23 protein-coding genes are annotated in these 25,269 nt (G+C 44.0%); 21 read left to right on the plus strand and 2 right to left on the minus strand.

Annotated features, from left to right (window positions below; genetic code table 11):
- Positions 1-172: 172 nt before the first annotated feature.
- The 18 genes from V2I46_13440 (at position 173) to V2I46_13525 (ending at position 20,321) form a co-directional block, all read left to right on the plus strand.
- A complete protein-coding gene (locus tag V2I46_13440) occupies positions 173-466 on the plus strand; it encodes a cupin domain-containing protein (GenBank protein MEE4178503.1) in 294 nt (97 codons plus the stop codon).
- A gap of 36 nt (positions 467-502) precedes the next feature.
- Positions 503-1,138, plus strand: coding sequence for a carboxymuconolactone decarboxylase family protein (locus V2I46_13445; GenBank protein MEE4178504.1), 636 nt, complete (start codon positions 503-505; stop codon positions 1,136-1,138).
- A gap of 24 nt (positions 1,139-1,162) precedes the next feature.
- Complete coding sequence (locus V2I46_13450; protein ID MEE4178505.1) at positions 1,163-1,636, plus strand: SRPBCC family protein; 474 nt, start codon at positions 1,163-1,165, stop codon at positions 1,634-1,636.
- A 538-nt stretch (positions 1,637-2,174) separates the two neighbouring features.
- Entirely contained in the window at positions 2,175-2,651 is a 477-nt protein-coding gene (locus V2I46_13455; GenBank protein MEE4178506.1) for a DUF305 domain-containing protein, read from the plus strand.
- A gap of 232 nt (positions 2,652-2,883) precedes the next feature.
- Positions 2,884-3,174, plus strand: coding sequence for a hypothetical protein (locus tag V2I46_13460; GenBank protein ID MEE4178507.1), 291 nt, complete (start codon positions 2,884-2,886; stop codon positions 3,172-3,174).
- A gap of 101 nt (positions 3,175-3,275) precedes the next feature.
- Positions 3,276-7,100 carry an efflux RND transporter permease subunit gene (locus V2I46_13465; GenBank protein ID MEE4178508.1) on the plus strand — a complete coding sequence of 1,275 codons (3,825 nt, stop codon included), beginning with the start codon at positions 3,276-3,278 and terminating at the stop codon, positions 7,098-7,100.
- Positions 7,097-8,344, plus strand: a complete 1,248-nt coding sequence (locus tag V2I46_13470; GenBank protein MEE4178509.1) for a TolC family protein — start codon at positions 7,097-7,099, stop codon at positions 8,342-8,344. The genes V2I46_13465 and V2I46_13470 overlap by 4 nt, the downstream gene beginning before the upstream one ends.
- Positions 8,328-10,136 (plus strand): efflux RND transporter periplasmic adaptor subunit, encoded by a 1,809-nt coding sequence (locus tag V2I46_13475; protein ID MEE4178510.1) that lies wholly within the window; start codon positions 8,328-8,330, stop codon positions 10,134-10,136. Before V2I46_13470 ends, V2I46_13475 begins: the two co-directional genes overlap by 17 nt.
- A 141-nt stretch (positions 10,137-10,277) precedes the next feature.
- The gene (locus V2I46_13480; GenBank protein MEE4178511.1) at positions 10,278-10,844 is read left to right on the plus strand and encodes a DUF4256 domain-containing protein; all 567 of its coding nucleotides are present in this window, start codon (positions 10,278-10,280) and stop codon (positions 10,842-10,844) included.
- Between the two features lie 271 nt (positions 10,845-11,115).
- Complete coding sequence (locus V2I46_13485) at positions 11,116-12,057, plus strand: GyrI-like domain-containing protein (protein MEE4178512.1); 942 nt, start codon at positions 11,116-11,118, stop codon at positions 12,055-12,057.
- Between the two features lie 230 nt (positions 12,058-12,287).
- A complete protein-coding gene (locus V2I46_13490; protein MEE4178513.1) occupies positions 12,288-12,875 on the plus strand; it encodes an outer membrane beta-barrel protein in 588 nt (195 codons plus the stop codon).
- Positions 12,876-12,950: 75 nt separating this feature from the next.
- The gene (locus tag V2I46_13495; GenBank protein MEE4178514.1) at positions 12,951-13,331 is read left to right on the plus strand and encodes a hypothetical protein; all 381 of its coding nucleotides are present in this window, start codon (positions 12,951-12,953) and stop codon (positions 13,329-13,331) included.
- A gap of 10 nt (positions 13,332-13,341) precedes the next feature.
- Positions 13,342-14,610 (plus strand): hypothetical protein, encoded by a 1,269-nt coding sequence (locus tag V2I46_13500; GenBank protein ID MEE4178515.1) that lies wholly within the window; start codon positions 13,342-13,344, stop codon positions 14,608-14,610.
- 9 nt (positions 14,611-14,619) lie between these two features.
- A complete protein-coding gene (locus tag V2I46_13505) occupies positions 14,620-15,039 on the plus strand; it encodes a hypothetical protein (GenBank protein MEE4178516.1) in 420 nt (139 codons plus the stop codon).
- A gap of 184 nt (positions 15,040-15,223) precedes the next feature.
- Complete coding sequence (locus V2I46_13510) at positions 15,224-16,333, plus strand: alpha/beta hydrolase (protein MEE4178517.1); 1,110 nt, start codon at positions 15,224-15,226, stop codon at positions 16,331-16,333.
- Between the two features lie 166 nt (positions 16,334-16,499).
- Positions 16,500-17,330, plus strand: coding sequence for a type II CAAX endopeptidase family protein (locus tag V2I46_13515; GenBank protein ID MEE4178518.1), 831 nt, complete (start codon positions 16,500-16,502; stop codon positions 17,328-17,330).
- Positions 17,331-17,422: 92 nt separating this feature from the next.
- On the plus strand, positions 17,423-19,546 hold the full coding sequence (locus V2I46_13520) for a PAS domain S-box protein (protein MEE4178519.1): 2,124 nt from the start codon (positions 17,423-17,425) through the stop codon (positions 19,544-19,546).
- 10 nt (positions 19,547-19,556) lie between these two features.
- On the plus strand, positions 19,557-20,321 hold the full coding sequence (locus V2I46_13525; GenBank protein ID MEE4178520.1) for a LytTR family DNA-binding domain-containing protein: 765 nt from the start codon (positions 19,557-19,559) through the stop codon (positions 20,319-20,321).
- 489 nt (positions 20,322-20,810) lie between these two features.
- Here V2I46_13525 and V2I46_13530 read toward each other — a convergent pair whose 3' ends face one another.
- Positions 20,811-21,368: a DUF5655 domain-containing protein gene (locus V2I46_13530; protein MEE4178521.1), complete on the minus strand. Its 558-nt coding sequence runs from the start codon at positions 21,366-21,368 to the stop codon at positions 20,811-20,813.
- Between the two features lie 192 nt (positions 21,369-21,560).
- Between V2I46_13530 and V2I46_13535 the strand changes: the two genes are divergently transcribed.
- On the plus strand, positions 21,561-22,601 hold the full coding sequence (locus V2I46_13535) for a hypothetical protein (GenBank protein ID MEE4178522.1): 1,041 nt from the start codon (positions 21,561-21,563) through the stop codon (positions 22,599-22,601).
- Positions 22,602-22,728: 127 nt separating this feature from the next.
- Here the strand turns inward: V2I46_13535 and V2I46_13540 are convergent, their stop codons facing one another.
- Positions 22,729-23,139 (minus strand): hypothetical protein, encoded by a 411-nt coding sequence (locus V2I46_13540; GenBank protein ID MEE4178523.1) that lies wholly within the window; start codon positions 23,137-23,139, stop codon positions 22,729-22,731.
- A gap of 117 nt (positions 23,140-23,256) precedes the next feature.
- Here V2I46_13540 and V2I46_13545 point away from each other — a divergent pair, with 117 nt between their 5' ends.
- Together V2I46_13545 and V2I46_13550 are read left to right on the plus strand one after the other, a co-directional pair.
- Positions 23,257-23,844, plus strand: a complete 588-nt coding sequence (locus V2I46_13545) for a class I SAM-dependent methyltransferase (protein MEE4178524.1) — start codon at positions 23,257-23,259, stop codon at positions 23,842-23,844.
- A 330-nt stretch (positions 23,845-24,174) separates the two neighbouring features.
- The gene (locus V2I46_13550; protein ID MEE4178525.1) at positions 24,175-24,519 is read left to right on the plus strand and encodes a hypothetical protein; all 345 of its coding nucleotides are present in this window, start codon (positions 24,175-24,177) and stop codon (positions 24,517-24,519) included.
- The last annotated feature ends 750 nt before the right edge of the window (positions 24,520-25,269 follow it).

Below are 25,269 nucleotides of genomic sequence, written 5' to 3' on the forward strand. Positions count from 1 at the left end.
GGCTACCTTTCTGAGGATATTCTTCCTGGCTACTTTGATAGGATCCATTGTGGGGTTAAAGGCGGTTTCAAATTAAAAGAAGAAAGGAGAAATCAGATTGGAAGAATTGAAGAATGTGAACAAGAAATTCCAGGAGATAACAGATTACTTCTCTCCAAAAATCATAGCTGAGGTGAATGATGTATATGTAAAGCTGGCCAGGATCAGGGGGGATAAGATCCCCTTGCATAAGCACCGGGAAGAGGATGAGTTGTTCTATGTTCTTGAAGGAGAACTGTTCATGGAAGTGGAAGGCGAAGCAGGCTTCGTGATGAAGGCAGGCGATATTTATGTCGTAAAAAAGGGGAAGGAACACAGGATCTCTTCAAAGGAGGAGTGCAGGATCATGCTGATTGAAAACAAGACGACGGCCCATACAGGTGAAGTGAAGACAGACATTACCCGGAGCATTGAAGAGCAAATGTGAATTTCCGGATGGGCGTAATATTCAAAAGTGGGCAAGATGATCGGTAAAATACAGATACCAGAAGCCATTGGTTCGAGGGCTGAATACAAAAGGAAATTTAGCCCGGGAGAGATGTATTGGGGGTTTGTCCAGATTCCCGGGGCCATCACTAATATGGCAGGAAACAAAAGAAAAAAGCTTGCAGACCAGGGCCTGATTGAACGGGTTCAACTGGCGGTAACGGAGGTGAATGGATGTGCTGCCTGTTCCTACGCCCATACCTATATGGCTTTAAAACAAGGAATCCCGCAGGAGGAGATCAAAAGCTTCCTCAGCGGTGACGACGCTTTTGTTAAACAAGAGGAGGCCAAGGCCATCCTTTTTGCCCAGCATTTTGCGGACACGAAAGGGTTACCCAATGCTGAGGCCTATAATACCCTGGTCGATGAATACGGGGAAGCAAAAGCCCAAATCATTTATTCAGCTGCACAGATCATGCAAGCAGGCAATATTTATGGCATTCCCTTCAGCGCACTGGTTTCCAGGCTTAAAGGGAAACCTTATAAAGAAAGTTCCCTGGGCTATGAGCTGGGGATGCATATTGCAGGTTTTGTCCTTCTCCCATTTGCCCTGATCCACGGGACAGTAAGGAGGGTTTTTGGCGTTTCAAACATCAGGCTGGAAAATATTTAAAAAAATTACCGGGCTCATATCCATATGAAATACAATTGCAGCGTTGAATTAGACTTACCCATTGATCAGGTGATCAGGTTATGGGATGATGAAGCCCATTTTGCAGAGTGGCAGGATGGATTTCAATCCATTGTTCACCTGGAGGGCACACCTAACACCCCGGGTGCCAGATCAAAAATCATTTTTCATCAAGGCAAAAATGTTATTGAACTTACAGAAACTATTCTTTCCAATAAGCTCCCGGAGGAGAAGAAGGCCTTGTATGACCATCAACATATGACCAATATCCAAACCACATGTTTTGAACCCCTTGCAGGTCAAAAGACCAGGTATTTTTCTGAAGTTGAGTACAGCAAATTCAATGGCCTGATGCCTAAGATCCTGGCATTCTTGTTTCCCGGTTTGTTTAAAAAGCAAAGTCAGCGATGGATGCAGAATCTCAAGGCTTTGCAGAAAACTTTGACGAAAATCATAAAAAATAAAACCATTGCATGGTAGCACGTCAAGAATCAGACCGGGATTGAATAAAAATAAGTGCAGGCCAGGGAAGAAGCAAACACCAAAAGGTTTAGGTCTGCGGCTGAGAAGAACTTGCAATTAACAGGTTCCAGGGTATTTTTCAGCGTATTAAAACCAGCGTTCTTGTCAGGCTGAATTTCAAGCAAAGATGAACGCTAATGGTTAGCCCTTCCAATCTAAACCCGTTTGTTGAAATACAGGCCCTTTCACCGTTTTTTATCTATGGTAAAAAGAAAAAGGGTGACCTGCGTTATCCCCCGGCTTCCCATTTATAAAAGCTTTAAACCACATAATTTGTCAATCATTTAACTGAAAAAGAATTAATTAATCGTATTTCAAGGCTTGAAAACTCAAAGAATTTAATTATATTTAATTTTCGAAAAATTATTAGGACAATCTTTTCATTCCAGATCTTAAAATCTTGGGTGACTAATTTGGTATTATCATCGTTATTAATGAATAACTCGCCAGCACAAGGGGAGATGCCCATAATTGTAACTTCACAAAACAAAAGAAAATGGAAAATAATCACCACAAAAATAAGAATCAGTATACAAAATTCTTGTTGATGCTGGGGGGATCCTTTACAGCAATGTACTTAACCATGTACCTTAATACATACGAAACGGGCCACCTTTTTTTTAGTCTTACCCGTTTTTACATGGCTTGTTTGGGCATTTCTGCAATGGCAGTGATCATGCTACTGTTTATGCTAAATATGTACAAAAACAAGAAGAAAAACATCGCTATTTTTCTAGGCAGCCTGATTCTTTTTGTAAGTGCTCTAACGCTGGTCAGAACGCAAACGCCAATCGGCGATGTAACCTATATGAAGGCAATGATTCCACATCATTCAATTGCCATTCTTACGAGTAAAAGGGCTACTATAAAAGACCCTGAAGTAAGAAAATTAGCAGATGAAATTATCAAGGCGCAAGAAAAGGAGATTGCAGAAATGAAAGCATATATTCAAAGGTTGCAGGCAAAAGATTAATTTCCAGAGAAGAACAAGTTTCTGCACAGGCCTGTCTAACGACCGAGTAAAAGCAAAGGAAAACATTATTAGTAATTGGGTGTTTAATTAATTGGTGATAAAACTTACTTCCATATTGTTGTCTCTTATTCTCCTGGCAAGTCATTTGTCCTTGACCATTGGGACGCATTTTTGCCATGGAGAGTCAGTGGAGACGAAGATTATTTTTGGGAAGACCCATTTGGGCTGCAATATGCCCGATAGTGAAAAATCCTGCAATATCCCGGCAAAACGTGATGATCATGAAGTTCGCCTTGATCAGGTTCCATGCTGCGAAAACGAATTCCAAACCGTTCAAACGACCAATGAATATATAAAAGAGGGCGTACCGTTTAATCTCAGTGTTGATTTTGCGGAAGCATTTATCTGCAACAGCCTGAACTTTCACTTATCCCCAAAAACAAATCATCCATTATTTTCCGTCTATTCCTCCCCTCCCATTGAAAAAGAGATTCAAACTCTTTTTCAAACTTTCCTGATTTGATTTAAATATGAATTATTGACTCCATGCTGCAATTTGTAGTGTGGTTATTGGTGCGTTTCACCTTTACAAATGGTTGTTAATCGATTTAAAATCATTTTATTATGCTCAATAAAATAATTAAGTATTTTTTAGAGAATAAGCTGGTCACTGTACTTATTCTCGCGGGACTGATCACATGGGGTTTTGTTACCGCTCCATTTGGCTGGCAAACAGGTGGTCTGCCATCTGATCCTGTACCGGTTGATGCCATACCCGACATTGGTGAAAACCAGCAAATTGTCTTTACCCCCTGGGAAGGACGCTCACCACAAGATATTGAAGATCAGGTATCATATCCGTTAACAACCTATCTTTTAGGAATTCCCGGAGTCAAAACCATCCGGAGCTCTTCTATTTTTGGGTTTTCAAGTATCTATATCATTTTCGATGAAGACATAGAGTTTTACTGGTCCCGTTCCCGAATCCTGGAAAAGCTGAGTTCCCTCCCTTCAGGACTATTACCCGATGGTGTTCGGCCTTCCTTAGGGCCCGACGCAACCGCTTTGGGACAGGTGTACTGGTATACCCTGGAGGGAAGGGATAAAAACGGGAACCCAACAGGAGGATGGGATTTACATGAGATACGTACCGTTCAGGATTTCTATGTGAAATACGGACTCAATGCCACTGAAGGTGTTTCTGAAGTAGCATCCGTTGGGGGGTATGTTCAGGAATACCAAATAGATGTAAACCCAGATGCATTAAAAGCCTACGATATTCCTCTGCATATGGTTATGCAGGCAGTTCAGAAATCAAACCGTGATGTTGGGGCAAAAACAATCGAGATTAACCAGGCTGAATATCTTGTTCGCGGTTTAGGGTATGTGAAAAAGACAGAAGATATTGAAAAAGCCGTGGTGGCTGTTTACGATAATGTACCTGTCCGCATAAAAGATATTGCTGTAGTGACGCTTGGCCCAGCTTCGCGCAGGGGCGTGCTCGACAAAGACGGAGCAGAAGTGGTAGGCGGAGTAGTGGTCGCACGTTACGGAGCAAACCCATTGGAGGTTATCAATAATGTTAAGGAAAAAATAAAAGAAATTTCCCCCGGTTTACCCAAAAAAACCTTGGCTAATGGTGTAGAAAGCCAACTTACCATAGTCCCTTTTTACGACCGGTCGGAATTGATTTATGAGACACTTGGCACCCTGGAGGAAGCTTTGTCACTCCAGATCCTCATCACTATTCTGGTCATCATTGTTATGATTTATAACCTGAGGGCGTCAATACTCATTTCTAGTTTATTACCCATTGCCGTGCTCATGGTTTTTATTGCCATGCGGTATTTCGGAGTAGATGCCAATATAGTTGCCCTTTCCGGTATTGCCATTGCCATTGGGACAATGGTCGATTTGGGGATTATCTTATCGGAGAATATCGTAAAACATCTTGATGAAGCTCCACTTGAGCAAAAGTTAATAACAACGATCTACAAGGGATCATCGGAAGTAAGTTCAGCTATTCTTACGGCCGTTTCCACTACCATTGTGAGTTTTATCCCCGTTTTCACCATGCAGGCAGCTGAAGGCAAACTATTTGGACCGCTGGCATTTACCAAAACCTTTGCTTTGGTGGCGGCATTGATTGTTTCGCTTTTTATTTTGCCCACTTTAGCACATTGGTTTTTTGGTATAAAAATTAAAAATCCCCGTCACCATGCTGTGGTGAATATATTGCTCATTGTAGCAGGGGTTATTGGATTATTCATTGGTGTTGCCTGGGCCGGCATATTGCTAATATTCTTTGGCAGTATTCCATTCATTAAACCGCTTTTTATTAACAAAAAACTCTTTGAAAAACCCCTTCTCCGCAAAGCGCTGGAAAACATCGAGTTAATTGCAGTGGTTGCAGGAGTTATATGGTTATTGGCGAAATACTGGTTACCCCTTGGCGCGGGAAAAAGCATACTACTCAACTTTATATTTGTTGCCCTTTTGGTAGGTGTCATTTTAGGGGCATTTTCTTTCCTGCAATATTCCTATAAAAGGATTTTGTCATGGATATTGAATAACAAGATAAAATTTTTACTGATCCCTGCCTTTTTTATTCTTATGGCCGTAAATATATGGCTGGGTTTTAATACTGTTTTCGGATTTTTTGCCAATGGGGCAGACAAAATTGGATGGAACATCCGTACAACATCCGTCTGGTCAGGAATGGTGCATACCTTCCCCGGAATCGGGAAGGAATTTATGCCCTCCCTGGATGAAGGCAGTTTCTTGCTCATGCCCACCTCCATGCCACATTCTGGCATTGAATACAACAGGAAAGTGTTAGGGCAGCTTGACATGCTGTTAACAAACATTCCCGAAGTAGAACTTGCCGTAGGGAAATCAGGCAGGGTAGAGTCGGCGCTAGACCCCGCACCGGTTTCCATGTACGAGAATGTAATCAATTATAAACCCGAATATGCTCTGGATGAAAAAGGACACCGCAAAAGGTTCAAAACAGATAAAAATGGCAGCTTTATCTTAAAGAATGGCAACACCCTAAGCAACCGGGAAATACTGTCGCTTGGCATTTCGTCAGCGGACCTGATTGCTGACAATAGGGGAAGCTACTTCAGAAACTGGCGTGAACACATTAAATCCTCCGATGATATATGGAATGAGATAATCTCAGTGTCAAAGATCCCGGGTGTTACTTCGGCGCCAAAGCTTCAACCCATCGAAACCCGACTGGTCATGTTACAAACCGGGATGAGGGCGCCCATGGGGATTAAAGTGTTCGGACCAGACCTAAAAACCATCGAGGCGTTTGGATTAGAGCTGGAAAGTATTCTTAAAGAAGTACCATCGGTAAAAGCAGAAGCTGCCTTTGCAGACCGCATCGTGGGGAAACCATACATTCATCTGAATATAAACCGCGATGAAATTTCCCGCTATGGCTTAAACATCGAAGATGTTCAACAAACCATTGAAACGGCTGTTGGAGGCATGAAAATATCCTCAACTGTAGAGGGGCGTGGACGTTTCCCCATCAGGGTGCGCTACCCCAGGGAATTACGTGACCACCCCGAGACCTTAGGCAGTATCCTGATTCCAACACCCACAGGGGCACAAATCCCGCTTAATCAGTTGGTAGATATTGAATATGTGCGCGGGCCTCAGGCTATTAAAAGTGAAAACACTTTCTTGGTTGGCTATGTGCTTTTTGACAAGCGCGAAGGCTTTGCCGAGGTAGATGTAGTGAACGATGCGCAGGATTTGATTCAACAAAAAATTGATGGCGGGGAATTGATTGTCCCGGCCGGGGTCAATTATAAATTTTCAGGCAGTTATGAAAACCAGGTGCGTGCCGAAAAACGGCTGAGAATAATTGTCCCGCTTGTATTGTTGATTATCTTCCTGATTCTCTACTTCCAGTTTAAATCTGTTACTACTTCACTTATGATTTTCACAGGTGTGGCCATGGCCTTTAGTGGCGGGTTTTTTATGCTTTGGCTATATGGTCAGGGCTGGTTTGCCGATTTTTCGGTTTTCGGAATGAATATGCGTGACCTTTTTCAGATGCATACCGTCAACCTGAGTGTAGCTGTTTGGGTTGGCTTTATTGCCCTTTTTGGACTTGCCACCGATGATGGGGTGTTGATGGGAACTTATCTCGATCAAAGCTTTAAACGAAACCGGACAAAAACAATAAAAGAAATCCGGGCAGCAGTCGTAGAAGCCGGCGAGCGAAGAATCAGGCCTGCGGTAATGACAACCACAACGACCATAATTGCATTGTTGCCGGTACTGACTTCAACCGGTCGGGGAGCTGACATTATGGTGCCGATGGCAATTCCAGCTTTTGGAGGAATGACCATTGCCGCAATTACCTATTACGTTGTTCCCACGCTTTATTGCATGCGTGAAGAGTACAAACTCGAAAAACAGAAATCATGAAACAATCTTTTGCAATAATAATAACAGTGCTATTCAGTACGATGAGTTTTGCTCAAACACTGGACGACTATTTTAAAATTGCCGCCGACAATAACCCGGGCTTACAAGCTGTCTTCAAAGAGTATGAAGCAGCTTTACAAAAAGTGCCACAGGTGAATGCCCTACCCGACCCTGTTTTCTCGTTCGGTTATTTTTTTTCACCGGCAGAAACAAGGGTAGGCCCTCAGCGGGCAAAATTTTCGCTTACGCAGATGTTCCCCTGGCTTGGGACCCTTAAAGCTCGGGGAGATGCCGCAGCCTTATTGGCTGAAGCCAAATTTCAAGACTTTATTGATTCACGAAACAACCTTTTTTTCCGTGTGGCTGCTGCATATTATCCATTATATGAATTAAAGGAGTGGATTCGTATTGAGGAGGAAAATATCAGCATTCTTGAATCCTATAAATCCATTGCGACCCAAAAGTTTAAAAACGGAACCGGAACCATGGTGGATGTATTGCGTGTGGATATCATGCTGCAAGATGCTCAAACCGACCTGAGAATTCTCAGGAATAAAGAAAAACCGCTAATGACCACTTTCAATATGTTGCTAAACAGGCCTGAAAACGAAATGGTCAAAATCAATGAGGCTTTGGAACCGGAAATCCTTATAGATCATTTCAGAGAAGATTCATTGATTGCAGCAAATCCAATGTTAAAAGCCCTGGATTTAAAACTTCAGGCAGGCAAGGCCGCAGAGCTTGCTTCACAAAAACAGGGCCTTCCCCAATTTGGGCTTGGACTGGATTATGTCATGGTGGGCGAACGCAACGATATGACATTGACCGATAATGGAAAAGATATACTCATGCCCATGATAAGCGTTAGTATCCCCATTTTCAGAAACAAGTTTAAGGCTTCCGTTAAAGAAGCTCAATTCATGCAGGAAAGCTATACTTATCAGAAAGAAGAATTAGCCAACATACTCACCTCAGATTACGAGATGGCCTGGTTTGAAGTTCAGCAGCAGGAGCAGCTAATGAAGCTATACGAACAGCAAATACAAACATCGCAACAATCGCTGAATTTGCTCTTTACTTCCTATGGAAATTCAGGAAAGGAGTTTGAAGAAGTATTAAGGATGCAACAACAATTGTTGAAATTCCGGAAATTGAGATCTGCGGCTTTAACGCAATATCAGGTTGCTGTAGCAAAAATCAATTACTTAACATCAAAAGCATATAAATATGAAAACCCCGGATAAAAAAACAATAATTATAGTCGCAGCCACTTTGGTAATTGGTTTGTTGGCGGGATGGTTGATTTTTGGCGGCAATAATAGCAATTCGCATGACGACCATCAACACCTTGAAACTGAAATAGCCGGTGAGACTGTCTGGACTTGCTCCATGCATCCGCAGATCCGCCAGGATGAACCGGGCGACTGCCCCATTTGCGGAATGGATTTGATTCCCCTGGAAGGTGAGCCAGATAGTGAAGTAGATCCGATGGCGGTTTCAATGTCGCCGACAGCCATGCAATTAGCCAGTGTAAGTACTGCCCTTGTCGGAAAAATGAATCCGGTAAAGCAGGTACGTCTGAATGGGAAGATACAAGCCGATGAACGTTTGGTATATTCGCAATCATCGCATATCCCGGGGAGGATAGAGAAATTACTGGTGAATTTTACGGGTGAATTTGTGAGTAGGGGACAAACTATTGCCTATGTTTATTCACCCGATCTGGCAACAGCCCAGGAAGAATTGTTTGAAGCTCAGAAAATAGCAGAAACACAACCACAATTATTTGCTGCTGCCAAAGAAAAATTGAAAAACTGGAAAATTTCGGATAATCAGATTGAAGGGATACTGAATTCAGGAAGGATTCAGGAAGAATTCCCAGTGCAAGCCGATGTTTCAGGTTATGTAACGAAAAAAATGATAAACCTTGGCGATTATGTTCGTGGAGGAGAAACCATTTATGAAATAGCCGACCTTTCTAAAGTTTGGGTATTGTTTGATGTGTATGAATCGGACATGGTATGGGTAAAAAAAGGCGATCATGTAGAATTCTCCATAGCTTCCCTGCCGGGAGAAAAATTTGAGGGCACAATTTCCTACCTCGACCCGATGATTGATCCAAGAACCAGGGTGGCAAAAGCAAGGGTAGAGTATAACAATGCCAATGGGAGACTAAAACCTGAAATGTTTGCTTCAGGCGTGTTTAAAGCCGAACTGACCGGCAAACAAAATTCACTTGTTGTGCCAAAAACAGCCGTGATGTGGACAGGTAAACGCTCCGTGGTTTACATCAAGTCTGGCTCAGAACAAGGCGTTCATTTTTCCATGCGTGAAATTACTTTGGGCCCTGCCTTGGGTAATAGTTATATTGTGGAAAGCGGGCTTCAGGAAGGGGAAGAAATTGCTGTGAACGGCACATTCAGCATAGATGCTGCCGCACAGCTGGCCGGGAAACCCAGCATGATGAGCCCCGAAGGAGGACAGGCAATGACCGGTCACGACCACGGGGGCAGGGACACAGGAGGAAGTGCATCACCCGAAAATCATGAAGGGATAACTGATGCAGGAGGATCAAACAACTTCTCTGTTGACGAAAAAGCCCGGGATGCTTTACAGCCTTTATATGATGCATACCTGCAGTGGAAAGATGCCTTAACCAACGATCATTTTAAAGAAGCTCAAGAAATGGCATCCAGCATGAAGGCTGCATTGGATAAAATCGATATGAACCTCTTTAAGGACGAGGCCCATAATGCCTGGATGGATTACCACGGGACACTGGACAACAGCTTGGAACATGTTCAGCATCTCTCGGAAATTGAACAGTTGCGAGAAGCCTTCCAAACCGCTTCTGTCACCATGATTGAAATGACCAATGCATTTAGTCCGCTCAAAGAATCCATTTACGTGCAACACTGTCCCATGGCCGATAGCAACAAAGGCGCTGACTGGCTGAGCTTGGAAAAAGAAATCAGAAACCCTTACTTCGGGAGCTCTATGCTGACATGCGGAGAGGTGACAAAAGAAATTAAATAATTTTTTTGTTCTTATTTAATAATTACAATGATCTGTAAACCAATGTTTTGTCAGTTCCTTTTTTCTTTTTCCCTGAATTTGATTAAATTGCTGTAAGGAATTCCCTGCATTCTCTCATGGAAAAAATAAAGCATAGATCCTATGGAAAGCAAAGAAAAAAAATTACCCCCAAAGCAAGGGGAAAAACTATTAGAGCTATTGAAAGCCCGCTTTGAGAAGAACATGAACCGTCATAAGGGAATCAGCTGGGCAGAGGTGCAAGATAGGTTATTGGCTCATCCTGAAAAGTTGTGGTCGCTGAATGAGATGGAAAGCACGGGCGGTGAGCCAGATGTAGTAGGGGTTGATGAAAAGACCAAGGCCATCATTTTTATTGATTGTTCCCTCCAAAGTCCAAAGGGCCGCAGGAGCCTGTGCTACGACCGGGAAGCCCTTGAAGCCAGGAAAGAGCATAAACCTGCCGGAAGTGCTGTGGATGCCGCAAACGAAATGGACATAGAATTGTTGAACGGGGAGCAATACCGACATCTTCAACTATTTGGGCCTTTCGACACCAAGACCTCAAGCTGGCTGCTGACCCCTGATGGGATCAGGCAACTGGGCGGGGCTTTGTTTGGCGATTACCGCTATGGCCAGGTGTTCATTTACCACAATGGCGCTGAATCCTATTATGGGGCAAGGGGTTTCAGGGGGATGCTGAAGGTTTAATGCTTCCCCGAAAAAGCAGTATGGATCATTACAGCCACCTCCCCAAGAAAAGAAAATCGCCATTCCCAACATCAGAAAAAACTTTTTTTTAAGCAGGGATCGCCTTTCCACGGCTGGCAAGCATATTCCCGGGAAAATATCGCTTATTTAATTGTTTTTTGTAATATTGAATTGTAGTCCCGTTCAGGGAAATAGGTTTATTTTGCCTCCTGTTTAACCCCTGAAAATATCAGGAAAGAAAAAAGGACCAAACTTGCTCATATTGCAAAAAATGGATGAAATCAAAGCATTGAATAAAGAGTACGTCTCGCGAATAAACAGAACCTTTGATTATATTGAAACAAATCTTGAGAAACCAATGACCCTTGAAGAATTGGCAGGGGTAGCCAATTTTTCCAAGTTTCATTTCAACAGGATCTTTCATTCCATCGTTGGAGAAACACCTTTTCAATTTATTTTAAGGATTAGGATTGAAAAGGCTGCCATGCTGATGCTGACGAATAAGTATGAAAGTATTTCCGAAATAGCCTACAAATGCGGATTTTCGGATATTTCCATTTTCTCCAGGAATTTCAGGAATTATTTTCACATGTCGGCTTCGCAATACAGGATAAAAAAAGGAAAGAATAGCAATTTAAGTCAAGCGGATAGCAATACGCATCAAGACGAAGAGCGGCCAACCCAATACTTTTGTCCCGAATTAAGAACAATTAAATGGAGGACAAAAATGAAATTAAACAAAAGTGTGGAGGTTAAAGACCTTCCAAAGATGACCCTTGCCTATATTAGGCACATTGGCCCTTATCAAGGTGATGATCAGCTATTTGAGCGGATCTGGAACAAGTTGTTTTCATGGGCAGGGCCCCGTGGACTCATTGGGGGCGAAGATTTCAAATCCCTGGTGATTTACCATGATGATCCCAATGTGACCCTGGGAGACAAGCTCAGGATGAGTGTGTGCATCACCGTTCCTCCCGAAACAAGGGTAGAGGGAGAAATCGGGAAAATGGAAATCGAAGCGGCCAAATATGTTATTGCCCGCTTTGAGCTGACAGCCCAGGACTTTCAGCAAGCATGGGATTGGGTTTTCGGGCAGTGGTTTCCGACGAGTGGTTACCAGCCGGATGACAAACCATGTTTTGAGATGTACCCTGAGGAGCCCAAAGATGGAAAATTTGTTGTGGACATCTGTGTTCCTGTAAAGCCTCTTTAAGCTATTAAGAGTACAAAAGGGGGATGTGTGCGCAGCAGATCCCCCTTTTTTTGGATAATTATTTACCTATCGAATAACTGAAAGTCGCACTCGGTATCCCAGTTCAATCAGGAACAGGAATTAATAGGACACCTTCATCCTGGATTTCCACGCTTTCAGCGACATCGGTTTCTAAGCCTCCTCCCCTGCCTTTACTTTTGTTTCGTGAATCTAAAACTTTATTCAAAATCATGAAAACAAAAGGAATCATTACCATTCTGTTGCTTACAAGCCTAGCGCTGAGCACAGTTGCACAGGAAAAAGAAAAAAACTTCGGATTTGAATTCAGCACGGGCATTTCCCAGGCTACAAGCAATCCGGATGAACTAAACCTTCAAACGGGATTTGGATTTGAAGGCATTTTTCATTACCGCTTCCTGCCTCATGCGGGAATCTATGGAGGCTGGGGATGGAACCGTTTCGGCTCTGAAGAATCTTTTGCAGGAAATGATGTTTGCTTTGAAGAAACTGGTTATGTCATGGGTCTTCAGTTCAAGCATCCCCTTGAAAATATTCCAGTTTCAGTCTTTTTCAGGGCAGGGGCTCTTTACAACCACATTGAAGTCGAGAATGCCGCTGGTGACATTATCGCTGACACAGGCCATGGATTTGGATGGCAACTGGCAGCAGGCGTTGATTTGAAGCTGGGAAAAAACTGGAGCCTCACACCCGGGCTGAAATTCAACCATTTGTCGGGAGATGTTGAGCTGGACAATGAAATTACCACCATCAATCAAAACTATCTTTCACTCCGGGTAGGCTTATTAAAAAGGTTTTAAATCTCCAACAGTGCCGTTGGAAAGGTGAGCGTTTCGCCGGCACGTTCCAATCACCCTTAAAAAAAATTTGCAACCATGAAAAAATTTAAAACTGGCGGAATAATATTTCTCCTGGCTCTCTCCTTCTTGTTCACAGGGTGCATAAAAGAGCCTTATATACGATTTGGCTTCGATGCTTCCTTTTCAGGGTCATCTGATGGCTTGGTGATCATGGATGTTGGCCGAAATGCAAATACCATACATCTTTCGGGTAACCTTTTCATTTCAGAGGGAGAGATTGCAATCAGCCTAATTTCTCCCGACGGAACTGAGGTTTATTCAAATGTTTTTTCTTCTCCCAACAGGTTTGTTGTTAACGAAACATTCATGGCCACCCACGGTTACTGGCGCTTGACATACGAAAGCATTGAAGGGATGGGGGTCATTGACATTCATATGATCACTGACACCCAATAAACCGCCAGTCATGAAGCGTTTTTTTATGCCTGCAGTTTTTCTTCTGGGAATATTTCCGGTAATAATTGTCCAGGCCCAAGCTACTGACTTTGAACCAATGGATGAGACCATGCAGCAGATGATTGACTTTTACAATACCGACACCATTTGGGTGGTTACTCCAGGGAATTATCAGGTTAAGGAGTCAGACCGGAAATCGATTGAAAGCTTTTCATTCTGGCAGGAAGGTCCCATATACGTGTATGCTGAAGAAGAGGAAATTCAGGATATGGACCCTGCCCGGCACATTCAATTTTTCGGTCCCGTATTTCTTTTTGAAACGCTCCTTGAGGATGAGATCCCATTCGGAATAGAAAAGCACGGATTTTCATACCGGGGAATAGCCTTTGAGAAAGCGGAAGATTCTTTCTACTATATGCATCCTGCAGGCAACAAGGTTTTTACTTGCCGTAACGGTGAAGAACAACCTTTGATCTACGTGGGGTTTCTTGCCGGGGGCGCTTACCCACTGTATGTTTTCTCGGGGAACAACTTAATTTTCTGCGGATATGACAAAAACGACGGATCGACTCCTAGGATAAACAACATGGAAGAACTCCAGGATTCCTATTTCTGCCAGGACCTGGAAACAAGGTTCTTTCAAGTTAAAATTGCATGTGAAATTCCACCAGATTCCATCCCTGAATCGATTGCCAATCGCTTCGATCGCTTTGTGGAAGATTTATGTGACAGTCTTGGGGTGACTCCTGACAATCTCCCAAGGATCACCACCTGTTTTTACGCAAACCGGACCGATCTTCAAAAGTTTATCGCCGCTTCTTCCTGGCAAACGGTTTATGGCCGGTCTTACGGGAACATTAACCACATCTCGGGTTTCAATGAGGATATCCTTAAACACGAAACAGGTCACAGCATCATTGAGAATACCATTGGACTGAATCCGAATCCTTTTTTCTCGGAAGGCTTCAGGCAATACACCGATTATTTCTTCAGCCCGGAATCTTATGCAAAGGACCTTGAAACCTTCAGGAGGCATATGGAAACCCTCACCGCCGACCTGGTGGCATCCGGTGGTCACACCTTTTTCAACACCATGGATAATTACAGCATAAGCGGGGTTTTTGTAAAATACCTGATCGAGAGAACAGGCCTTGAAGCGTTCAAAACAGCCTATGCCCAGGACAAGCTGATCGAACTTATTGAAGATCAGGGCATATCCCTGCAAGAGTTCATCCTCGCATTAAAACTAAGCGCCCAGCCACAGGAATCCATTAAGTAACTTTCTGAAATGAACAAGGCCAGCCTTAAACCTTTATCCATTGCCTTTGCCCTAGGTGGATTGTGGGACGGTATCGCCGGATTTCTTTACATCTTCGTCATTGGAACCGGGCGGGCCATTGATAACCCGGCCATACATCCTTATTATGCCATTTTCCTGGGGTCTTTCTTTTTGTGTTTTTCTTACCTGCAGATCCTGTCATCTTTTAATATCCGGCGATACGCGTTCAATATCGGGTGCCTTTTATTTGGAAGGCTGTTTTATATTGTCATCCTGTTTTTTTTCATGAACTTTGAAAAGGGTTTCCCTTCAGATTTCTGGTTTACGGGTTGTATTGACGGAATACTTTTTTTAATCACCCTGGTATTTTCTTACAGGGGAGGGTTAAAACTCACCGACTTATTCCTGCCGAAGGTGGGAGAACCTTAGGATGGCTTCATTCAACTGGAGGGACCTTAAAGCCATATGAAAATTATGAAACAAAGAATTAAAAAAAACTCAGGGATGAAAACGGATAAAAAAGAAAAACCCCGTCAATGTTGAAAGCATGATAAGTCTACTTCCTACAGGGAAAAAAGAAAGGAAACGGCCCCTTAGAAAAAGAAAAAGCGCAATGGCAACTGTATTAATACTTTTCTTGGGATTCATTTTTGTCCTGGTGGTGATGCTCTGGTTGATCAGCCCGGGGCACCCCGAAGCTTTCAGGGATGATCAGGGCAATATCCTGAAGGGAGGAAGTCTTTCGGAAAAGGTTTTTGTTTCCATCGGGGGCGTTCAGCAGGGAATGTTTATTAAAAGCAGGAACCTGGGCAATCCGGTCCTGCTATATGTCCATGGAGGACCTGCTTTCCCCAATTATTTCCTGATTGAAAAATTCAAGCCTGGCCTGGAGGATTATTTCACGGTTTGCTATTGGGAGCAACGGGGCGGAGGCCTTTCTTATTCGCCGGGCATGGACATAAAAAGCATGACCCTTGAGCAGCTTACGTCCGATGCCATTGAAGTCAGCCGTTATCTGTGTAAAAGGTTTGGAAAGGAAAAGATCTTTATCCTGGCACATTCCGGAGGAACGCCGATCGCACTATCAGCCGTGAAAAGAGCTCCTGAACATTTCTGTGCATACATAGCAATGGCCCAGATCTCCAATCAGTCAGAGTCAGAGAAGAGGGCCCTTGAATTTATGCAAAAAGAATTTACGGCAAGGAAAGACCATCGCGCACTGGAAGCCCTGGCAGAATTCAACGGCCTTCAGGATCCTTCTGATGCCCTGGCTTTTCATCAGTCCATGATACGTGATAAATATATGCACGCCCTGGGAATTGGAACCATGCGAAACATGAAATCCATTGTATGGGACATTTTCATTCCTTCCTGGGAATGCAGGGCATATACCCTGGAGGAAAAGATAAATATCTGGCGATCAAAATTCTCATTTCTCCATAAGACCAATTTACAAACTGAGATAATGGCCGCCAATTATCCGGAATCCATTCCAGGAATAGAGGTCCCGGTATTTTTCATAAGCGGCAAATATGACCTGACTGTAAATTTTGATTTGTCATTCGATTATTTTGAGCGACTGGAGGCTCCATACAAACGGTTTTTTGTGTTTGAGCATTCAGCTCACAGCCCTCTTTTTGAGGAATCCGGGCGTTTCAGGGAAATTCTGGACCATGAAATCCTGCCAGCCATTGAAAAGACTGCCAGCCACAGGCAGGAATAGCCGTTCATTTGATCCCAGCCATAGGCCTCAATGCCCGTTTGGCCTTCTCATTTACCACCCCTGCTGGCACCTTCAGCCTTTAAAAAAGCACCTTCAGAAGGTTAGATTTTTACATCCCTTTTTGATAAAATAATTTTGGTTCCATGATAACCAACATTCAACGAAAATGGCAACCGATCCATTAACCCCAACCCGGGTTTACAAACCCTTTACCTTTTTCCTGTTAACCTTCCTGATCACCTGGGTATCCTGGTTTACCTCGGCCTTTCTGAGTTTTAATGCAGAGAACCAGGTATTTTATATCCTGGCAATGCTCCCGGGATTAGTAGCTCCTTTTGCCATTGCCCTTTGGCTGATTTATTCATCAAAACACAGATTCTTAAGGAAAGGCTTTAAGGAAAAACTTTTTAACCTGCGACTGATAAAGCCCTCAATGCTGCCGGCCATTTTTCTGTTAATGCCAGCGTTGGTTGTCATTTCAATTGCCATCTCAACCCTTTTTGGACAATCGTGGAATCAGCTTAGGTTTTCGGAGGGTTTCTCCTTTTCAGCCGGCTCAATCCCTGTCCTGCTGATTCTTTTCCTTGCCGCGAGTTTTGAGGAGTTGGGCTGGCGAAGCTATGCCATGGACAGCATCAACGAAAGGCTTAACTATTTCAAGTCTACCATCATTTTTGGCATTCTCTGGGCCTTTTGGCACTTACCGCTATTTTTCATCAAGGACTATTACCAATACCAGCTCTTGCAAACAAACGTGCTGTTTGCCATCAACTTTATGGTCAGCATTTTACCGCTGGCTTTTATCATCAGCTGGGTTTGCAGGACCAATTCCGGCAGCATTACGGCCGCCATCCTGTTTCACTTCCTGATCAACATCTCTCAGGAAGCCTTGCAGATGACTCAAATTACCAAATGCATTGAAACCTTTGTCCTGATTTTGGTAGCCGCGGCAATCGTCATCTGGAAGAAGGAAATGTTCTTTAGCCGAAAGGATTAAGGCGTGCTAATCCGTTGATGTTTCGGGTGAAAAGTGCATAAAATGAACTTTTGAAATTATCTTTGAGCACACAACCAGGAAATAACAACCACATGAACGCAAAGGAAATTGGCAAATACATCCCCCTGAAGAGGGCAATCCGTTTACTGATCCTGTTATCGATTAGTTTCCAGTTTATTGTCCTTTCGCAAATGTATTTTTTCCGAATGGATATCTTTAATGAACCAGTCATGCTGTTATTCAGGCTTCTCAGGGGCGTCCTTCTGACTTTTCTTGCAGGAGCCATTCTTGTGTATCCGATTGCTTATTTTATCCTTTATCTGAACAGAAAAGCCCCTTGGAAAGCAAGACCCTGGAAAAGATTAATGGTCCAGTTTCCCTTTGCAGTCCTTGCAGGCCTTCTGGTTACCCCGTTAATTATCGTCCCTGCGGGCGTGATATTTGGGCTGGAATCCGATGCGCATACAATTGTTAACAATGCCTATTACCTGGTCATGCTAACCCTGTTTCTCATGGTAATCCTTGAGGCAAGAATATATTTCGAAGAAAGCGCCCTGTCCAAAGAAGAATCGGAAAAACTGCAGCAGGATCTGCTGAAGGAAGCTGCCGGTAAAGCGATGATTGAGGCCCAGGTCATGGTTGAGGAAGAGAAGAACCGGGCTGCCCAGAAACTGATTAGCCAGGAAAAACGGCTGAACGAAACCTTGTCAGAGGAGATCAGAAAACGGGAATTGGTCACCCTTGAGCTTCAGGAGAGCCGTGAACAACTCAACAGCATCCTTGCAAACCTGGCTGGTGCAGCCTTTCGTTGCTTTCTCGACGACCACTATACCATGAAATATATCAGCGAAAAGATCTTCGAGATTTCCGGGTATCATGCCTCTGAATTCATCGGGAATAAGTCCCTGACCTATGCTTCCATCATCCACCCTGAAGATCAGGCTGATTGCAGAAAAAAAATCGAGGATGCCATTCTTGGAAAACGGCATTACGAATTTGAATACAGAATTGTTAACCACGAGGGAGAGACGGTCTGGGTGAATGAAAACGGGAAAGGCATTTACAATCCTGAGGGGCATTTAGAGTATTTGGATGGGATCATTACTGACATTACCCCCAGGAAGGAAGCAGAGCTGGCTGCCAAAGAAAGTGACCTGAAATATAAGGAACTGATGGACTTTTTACCCCAGCCGGTTTTCGAGTTGAACCTTAAGGGAGATGTGGTTTACGGAAACAAGGCAGGCTATGAGTTCTTTGGCCCCCAACCCGATGATCCTGATCAAAGGATTTCGGCGCTGGATTGTTTTATTAAAGAAGATGTTCCCAGGATCATCGAGAATTTCAATAAATCCGCCCAGGGGGTTTTAACCGATCCTGGTGAATTTACGGCCATCAAAAGGGATGGGACCCTTTGTCCGGTCATAGTTTTCGGAAGCCCTATCATTCGAAATGAGAAAATTGTGGGGCGCAGAGGTATCATTGTGGATATCTCTGAGCGAAAAAAGCAGGAACTAAAATTAATAAAGGCAAAGGAAGAATTGGAAAGTATTAACAACACCCTTGAACAAAGAGTTGCAGAACGCACAAAAGAACTTACGGAAGCAAACACCCAGCTTTTAAAGGTCCAAAAGGAAAACCTCCAGTCGCAGTTTGAAGTGCTCAAACAACAAGTCAATCCCCACTTCCTTTTTAATAGTTTGAATGTCCTGACATCTCTCATCAAGCATGATCCCGACCTGGCGGAATCCTTCACCGAACGGCTCTCAAAAGTTTACCGCTATGTGCTTGAAAATAAGGAAAAGGACTTGGTTACGCTCAAAACAGAACTGGAGTTTCTGAACGCATACCTGTTCCTCCTGGAAATCAGGTTCATGAAGAAATTATTTGTTGAGATTAATATTGACAAGAAATTCCTTGAATACCAGATCCTGCCCATTGCAATCCAATTGTTGATTGAAAATGCCATCAAACACAACACCTTTTCAAAGGCACAACCCCTTAAAATTAGAATATTTGTGGACGAAAACCTTCACCTGAGCATCATCAACAACCTAAATGAGCGGGAAACAAAGCTGGTTTCAACGGGCGTTGGCCTTGAAAACATTAAACGGAGGTATGCCCTGGTGAGTGAACAAAAGCCTGAATTTATTAAAATCAATGGTCAATTCATTGCCAAACTGCCCTTGCTGAATTTTGAAGAATCCGAAATTGCCTAACGTATTAAAAATGAAAGTTGTAATCATAGAAGATGAAGCCTTTGCGGCTTTGCGATTAAAAAAGATGATCCTGGATTATAATCCAGGAATAGAAATATTGGCTGAACTCGAATCGGTGGCCGAGTCTGTAAAGTGGTTCAAATCAAACCCTGAACCAGATTTGATATTCCTGGATATCCACCTGGAAGACGACCTGAGTTTTGCCATTTTCGACCAGGTGAATATCTCCAGTCCGGTGATCTTCACCACCGCATTCGATGAATATGCCATAAAAGCTTTTAAGCTAAAGAGCATTGATTATCTGCTTAAGCCTATCATACATGAAGAGCTTGCTGCAGCCTTGAAGAAATATGAGCAATTCAGCGGTTTACACAAGAACCAGGTCGATTTGCAATCCCTTTTCAACCTGTTGACGAACAGTGAAAAAAAGTACCGGGAGCGGTTCTCCATTTCCATAGGGTCAAAGATCAAAATGATTGAGGTCAGCGAAGTTGCCTATTTTTTTGTTTTGGATAAAGGGGTTTACTTGCGAACCTTTAAGGGAAATACCTTCAACGTGGATTTCACCCTGGAAAAACTGGAAGAGATGCTTAATCCCGATTCCTTTTTCAGAATCAACAGGAAATACCTGGTTAATATTTCTTCCATCGCCAATATGGTTGCCTATTCCAGAAGCCGCGTCAAGCTGGAACTCGAGCCCAGGGCTGATGATGAATATGAGACCATCGTGAGCATTGACCGTTCGGCCGCTTTCAAGAAATGGCTAAATAATTAATCGTTAAGCCTTAGCAGACACCCAGCCACCTTCACCTTTCCGGGGGGAATTACCGCAAGGCCTTTGCCCTGGGTATTGGCCTGAATGCGGTCTTTATTGCCGTGGAGATCTTTTATGGACTGGGGTCCAACTCATCTGCTCTGGTGGTTATTGCGGTCATTATCTGAGTGACCTGCAGTTTATTGGCCGGTTCGGTTTCACCCGTCCTGGAAGCAATTCCCTAACACATTCAGGTGAAGGACGTTTGCAATTTCCTGCTCTCACTCAATTGAGTCAGCGACATCCACAACCTTCACTTCTGGGCCATGAGCACCCCCATGTGGCCCTCACCGACCACCAGGTAATGCACTCAGGATATGATGATAACTTGTTTTCCCATCTCCAGGAGGAACTCCAAAAGCATTTTGGAATCAGCCATACCACCATTCAAATTGAAAAAAAATCCCTGCATCCTGATTGCAATCAGGACTGCTAAAAAGAATCAAATCCTTATCCTGCCCTGTCGTAGGCTTTCCTTAGCCAGTCAAAGACTTCCCCGTCCAGCTCATCAAGGCCTTCCAGGCTGATCTTATGGGTGCACATGGCATTGGCCCCGGTGATGGCTTCCAGTTTCCCTGAAGCCTCCTGCCCTTTCAGGATGATGCCCACCTCAAAGCGCATTTTGGTGACAGGCTGTAAAAGCGCAAACTGTTTCCTGCGTCTCAGGCTCACATAGGCTTTTTTGGGCGCCACCTCAATGTCGTGGCCCCAGCTTTTTATTTCAGCCATCAATTTTTCATACAGTGGCCTGAAATGCTCCTTGCCTTTGTATTGCTGTTCCAGCAGCTCGTCCGGGCTGCCGGCAGAAGCGGCATCGCTGCCTTTAGCCTTAAGCGCCACAAGATTGGCGAAGCCGTGCGTAAAGCCATGGATTTCCTTTAGAAACTTTATGATCTGGCCGTGCTTCTCAAGGTTTTCCTTCCCGACAAGGGCGATCCACTCTTCCAGGGTTTGGCCGGTATTCTTGCGCAGGTTTTCGATCATGGTCTGGGTTGCCTGGTCCATCATAATTTCGTTAAATGAGACATCTCGTTTTGCAGGCCAGGGGTGGTGAACCCCCTGCCTGTTTATTTAATTAAATTACAAAAAAAACTTCATTTTCCAGCCAACTTTGGCATAAATTTGGATGGAAAATGGAATGCCCCCGCTAAGGTGATTTTCTCCGGGCTTACTCCTTCATTAAACCAAAAATTTTTTCCCATGAAGAAAATTCTGATCCCCGCAGTGTTCATCATCCTTTCAGGCTGTTTTGGACATAAATATGACACCGGGCGTTTTCCCAAAGCAGTGATCAATTTCGAGGCCGTCAATTCGCCCTACGACGATTATAACTCCACCGCGCCATTTATTTATTATCGCTACCGCCTGCATTTTTCCTCGAACCGGAACAGCGGGGGCGGTGAATTCGATGTGGTTGGAGACAATATGTACATTGACTGGAATAAGGATAAGGGTACCCTGGCCATTGGAACGGATGGCAGCGAGGACGTCTTCAACTACCTGGTTCCCATGCTCGATTCCATCAACACCAACTGCAATGAACTGGGCCCCTACTGGATGAGGTTCAGAAATGAAGTTAGCTATACCAAGGTGTTCTGGACTGATGTGGTGTTGTTTGCCAACGACTGCCAGGGAGATTACGACATCCAATTTGTCTGGACCGAGAGTGATATCAATGAAAGCCAGGGAAGCGGGGAGATTGCGGGTACACAGAACATTTCCTTTCTGAACTCATCCGCCAATGATATGTATCCCTCTTTTTTCGGGGAAGATTTTTACTACTTCGATGAATACAGCCAAAGCCAGGAAAAGATCGAAAAGATCATTTTCTGCTCAGACAGGGAAGGCACCTTCGACTTGTTTGAAGTTCCGCTGCTAACCGGTTCAGGACTGGTGGCAGCCCTTGAAGCGGAAACCTCGCCCACCCCCACCAAAATGTCACTCAGCACAGATTATGATGATGTCTGTCCCAATGTGAATGGCAAGTTATTGGTGTTTGCATCCAACCGTCCGGGCGGCTACGGGGGTTATGACCTGTATTATTCACAATACAAAAACGGACAATGGACGGAAGCCAAAAACTTTGGCGATCGCATCAATACCGAATACGATGAATTCCGCCCCATCACCCTGCGTTACTGGGATTTCGAGAACAACCTGATGATCTTTTCCAGCAACCGTCCGGGCGGCAAGGGAGGATACGACCTGTATTATACGGGGATATCGCAGATGGTGGAATGAGAAAAACCTAATTGGCTGAGTTCTGGCAGGGGTTTCAACCCAAAGCAATTCCACAAAGCTTCTTGCTTTTATATTAAAAGGCTTGCTAACCGGATTGGCTAAGCAAGGCCCACTATCGGAATTCCTGTCAGGCCGTCTTTCTGAAAGACATCACGATCTTCATTGACCCGTCAGGAGCAGTTCTAGAAAGCATCAACACTTTCTCCTTCATCTGCCAGGTATAATCCACATCCATCTGCCTTTCCCCGATCAGCAGGGTGATTATTAGCATATTGCCGTCGGTTTTCCAGGTCCCCTCATAGGTTTCCATTATTCCGGAGCCAGACATATTGCTGGTTTGGCGGAACTTCCCTTCCTCCATAAAGAAATAATCGGTGCTGGCCCCCTCGGTTTTCATCATCTCCTCAGAGAAGGTTTGCGTCTCCTCTCCCATCACGTATGTCATTTCAAACATGCTCCAGGTGGCGGGTTCAATGGTTTGTGCCTCCAGGGCGACTGCAGCCAGCAGGCAAATCAGGACAACTAAGGTTTTTTTCATGATATCCTGTTTTTTGGTTTCTAGAAAGTTACGACAATAATAAATCCAATGAGCAAAACCTTGTTTTTTAGTTTATTTTTACCTGGGAAATGACATTGTGAAAAAACCAGTAAAACTATGGTATACAGGATACTGATCGACCCTATGCTAAAGGGGCTGCATCGAAGGGTGGTTTCGCAGATATCTCCAGGGCAGCTAGTATTGGATGTGGCCTGCGGCCACGGCACCCTTGCCCGGATGATCGCCAGCCAGAAGGACTGCAAGGTGACCGGCATAGACCTGGATGCAGCGAAAATTGCCGAAGCCAATCGAATGGCTCAGAAGGGCAATTTAAAAGGCCTAGACTTCAGCTTAATGGATGCCATCGACCTCTCCCCTCTTGGGGATAAGACCTTTGATGTGGCCGTGACCTCAATGGCCATTCATCAATTCAGCCCGGAAGCAGGTCTGAAGGTCCTGATGGAGATGAAGCGGGTGGCCGCCACCATCATCATTGCCGATTACGCCTGGCCAATGCCTGGCAGTTTATATGGCAGGCTGGCGCGCGCCATTGAATGGATTGCCGGGGGCGAACACCATCGCAACTTCCTTCAATATATGAAAAATGGTGGAATGGAGCCCCTGCTCCATAAGGCTGGCCTCCGGGTTGAAAAACAAGACCAGCAGGGAAAGGGGACCATGACAGTAAGCTTGTGCGGAATTTAGCAAAACTTAATTAAATGAGACCAGAGAATCCAACACCTCTCTCTTTTCTTTAAAAAGAAATTTTCATCCAGACGATTTTCATTTCTGCTCCAAACAGCAAAATTTAAACGTCAGTTCAAACCTATTGATTTTTATTTTATATTTGGATTTTAACGAACTGATGTGAAGCGCATGAAAAAAGAGCCGTGGTGTCTTGTTCTTTTCCTTCTTTTTCATGTTGTTCCCGCGTTTGGTCAGGCAAAATTGGACCAGAATATTAAAATAGGCGTTGGGACTGACTATAGTTTCAGCGGAATATCCCACGCATTTAACATAGGACCAACCTTAATCATGGAGCCTTACGAGGACGGAGGATTTTCATGGCTTCTTTACCCTTACGCAGGAATTCTCAAGAACCCCAATGACAAATTAAGAGCTTCCACAGGACTGGGGTTTTATGCGGGTAAGGTCCCGGGCATCATGTTTGGAATTTCTTCGCAGCAATATTACAACATGATGACAGAACCCGGGACCCTGGAAAATGATATTCGGCTGAGTGGTGAAATCATTTTGGCTCTCTTTGGGTTTTTGGGTTACAGGTACCAATATCCCTTGAGCAAAGAAAATGAAGCCTTGCATATCTCAAGGCATGCCCTTGTTTTCAAAATTCCAATTCCACTAAAAAAAATAAAGTAACCAAAACCCTGAAAGATGAAAAACTTCATAGCATTAGGGCTTTTTGCAATGATGACTATTCAGGTGTTTTCGCAAAGTACCGATTCCCAAAGTTCAATATTTCAGTAAGAGACAAGTATTCAAGCTGAATTACTGGGGCATGCCTTTATTGGCTCTGTCAATTTAGAACGCTTCTTTATCAATAAACAAAAATCTAAAACCTCAGCCCAGTTTGGCATTGGTTATTTGGGCATTCCCATTTTGGTCAATCAACTGTTTTCTTTCGGCAACAATCACCTGGAATTTGGCTTCGGTCTGCTTTTGCCCACCTGGATCACATCTTCTGAGCAAGTAAGCTTATCCCTGGCAGGCCGGCTGGGTTATCGCTATCAAAAGCCCGATGGGCGTTTTATTTTCAGGGGTTGACTTATGCCGGTTGTTTAGGGTGCTGACAGAGATTCGGGGGCAAGCATGTTTTAACCGATATGGCCAGGGTTTTCTTTTGGCTATACTTTTTTATCTTTCATGGCAGAAGGATGTCAGGGCTCCTCAGGCTTCCAATTCATTCCAAATGAGGACCATAAGAAAATAAAACCTGGTCACCTAACCATATTCTAAAAGGAGATCTGCTCGACGCTGCGCAATTTGAAAAGGTCAGGGAGGGTTTCTCAACTCCGCTGCGCTCCTGGATTGCTTATCTTTTGCCTTTTCGACCAAACTATGCTTTCGGGAAGTATAAATGTTGGTACCTGGACTAGGCTGTGTTTTAGA

Origin of the sequence: Bacteroides sp., from assembly GCA_036351255.1 — a bacterium.
Taxonomy (GTDB): domain Bacteria; phylum Bacteroidota; class Bacteroidia; order Bacteroidales; family UBA7960; genus UBA7960.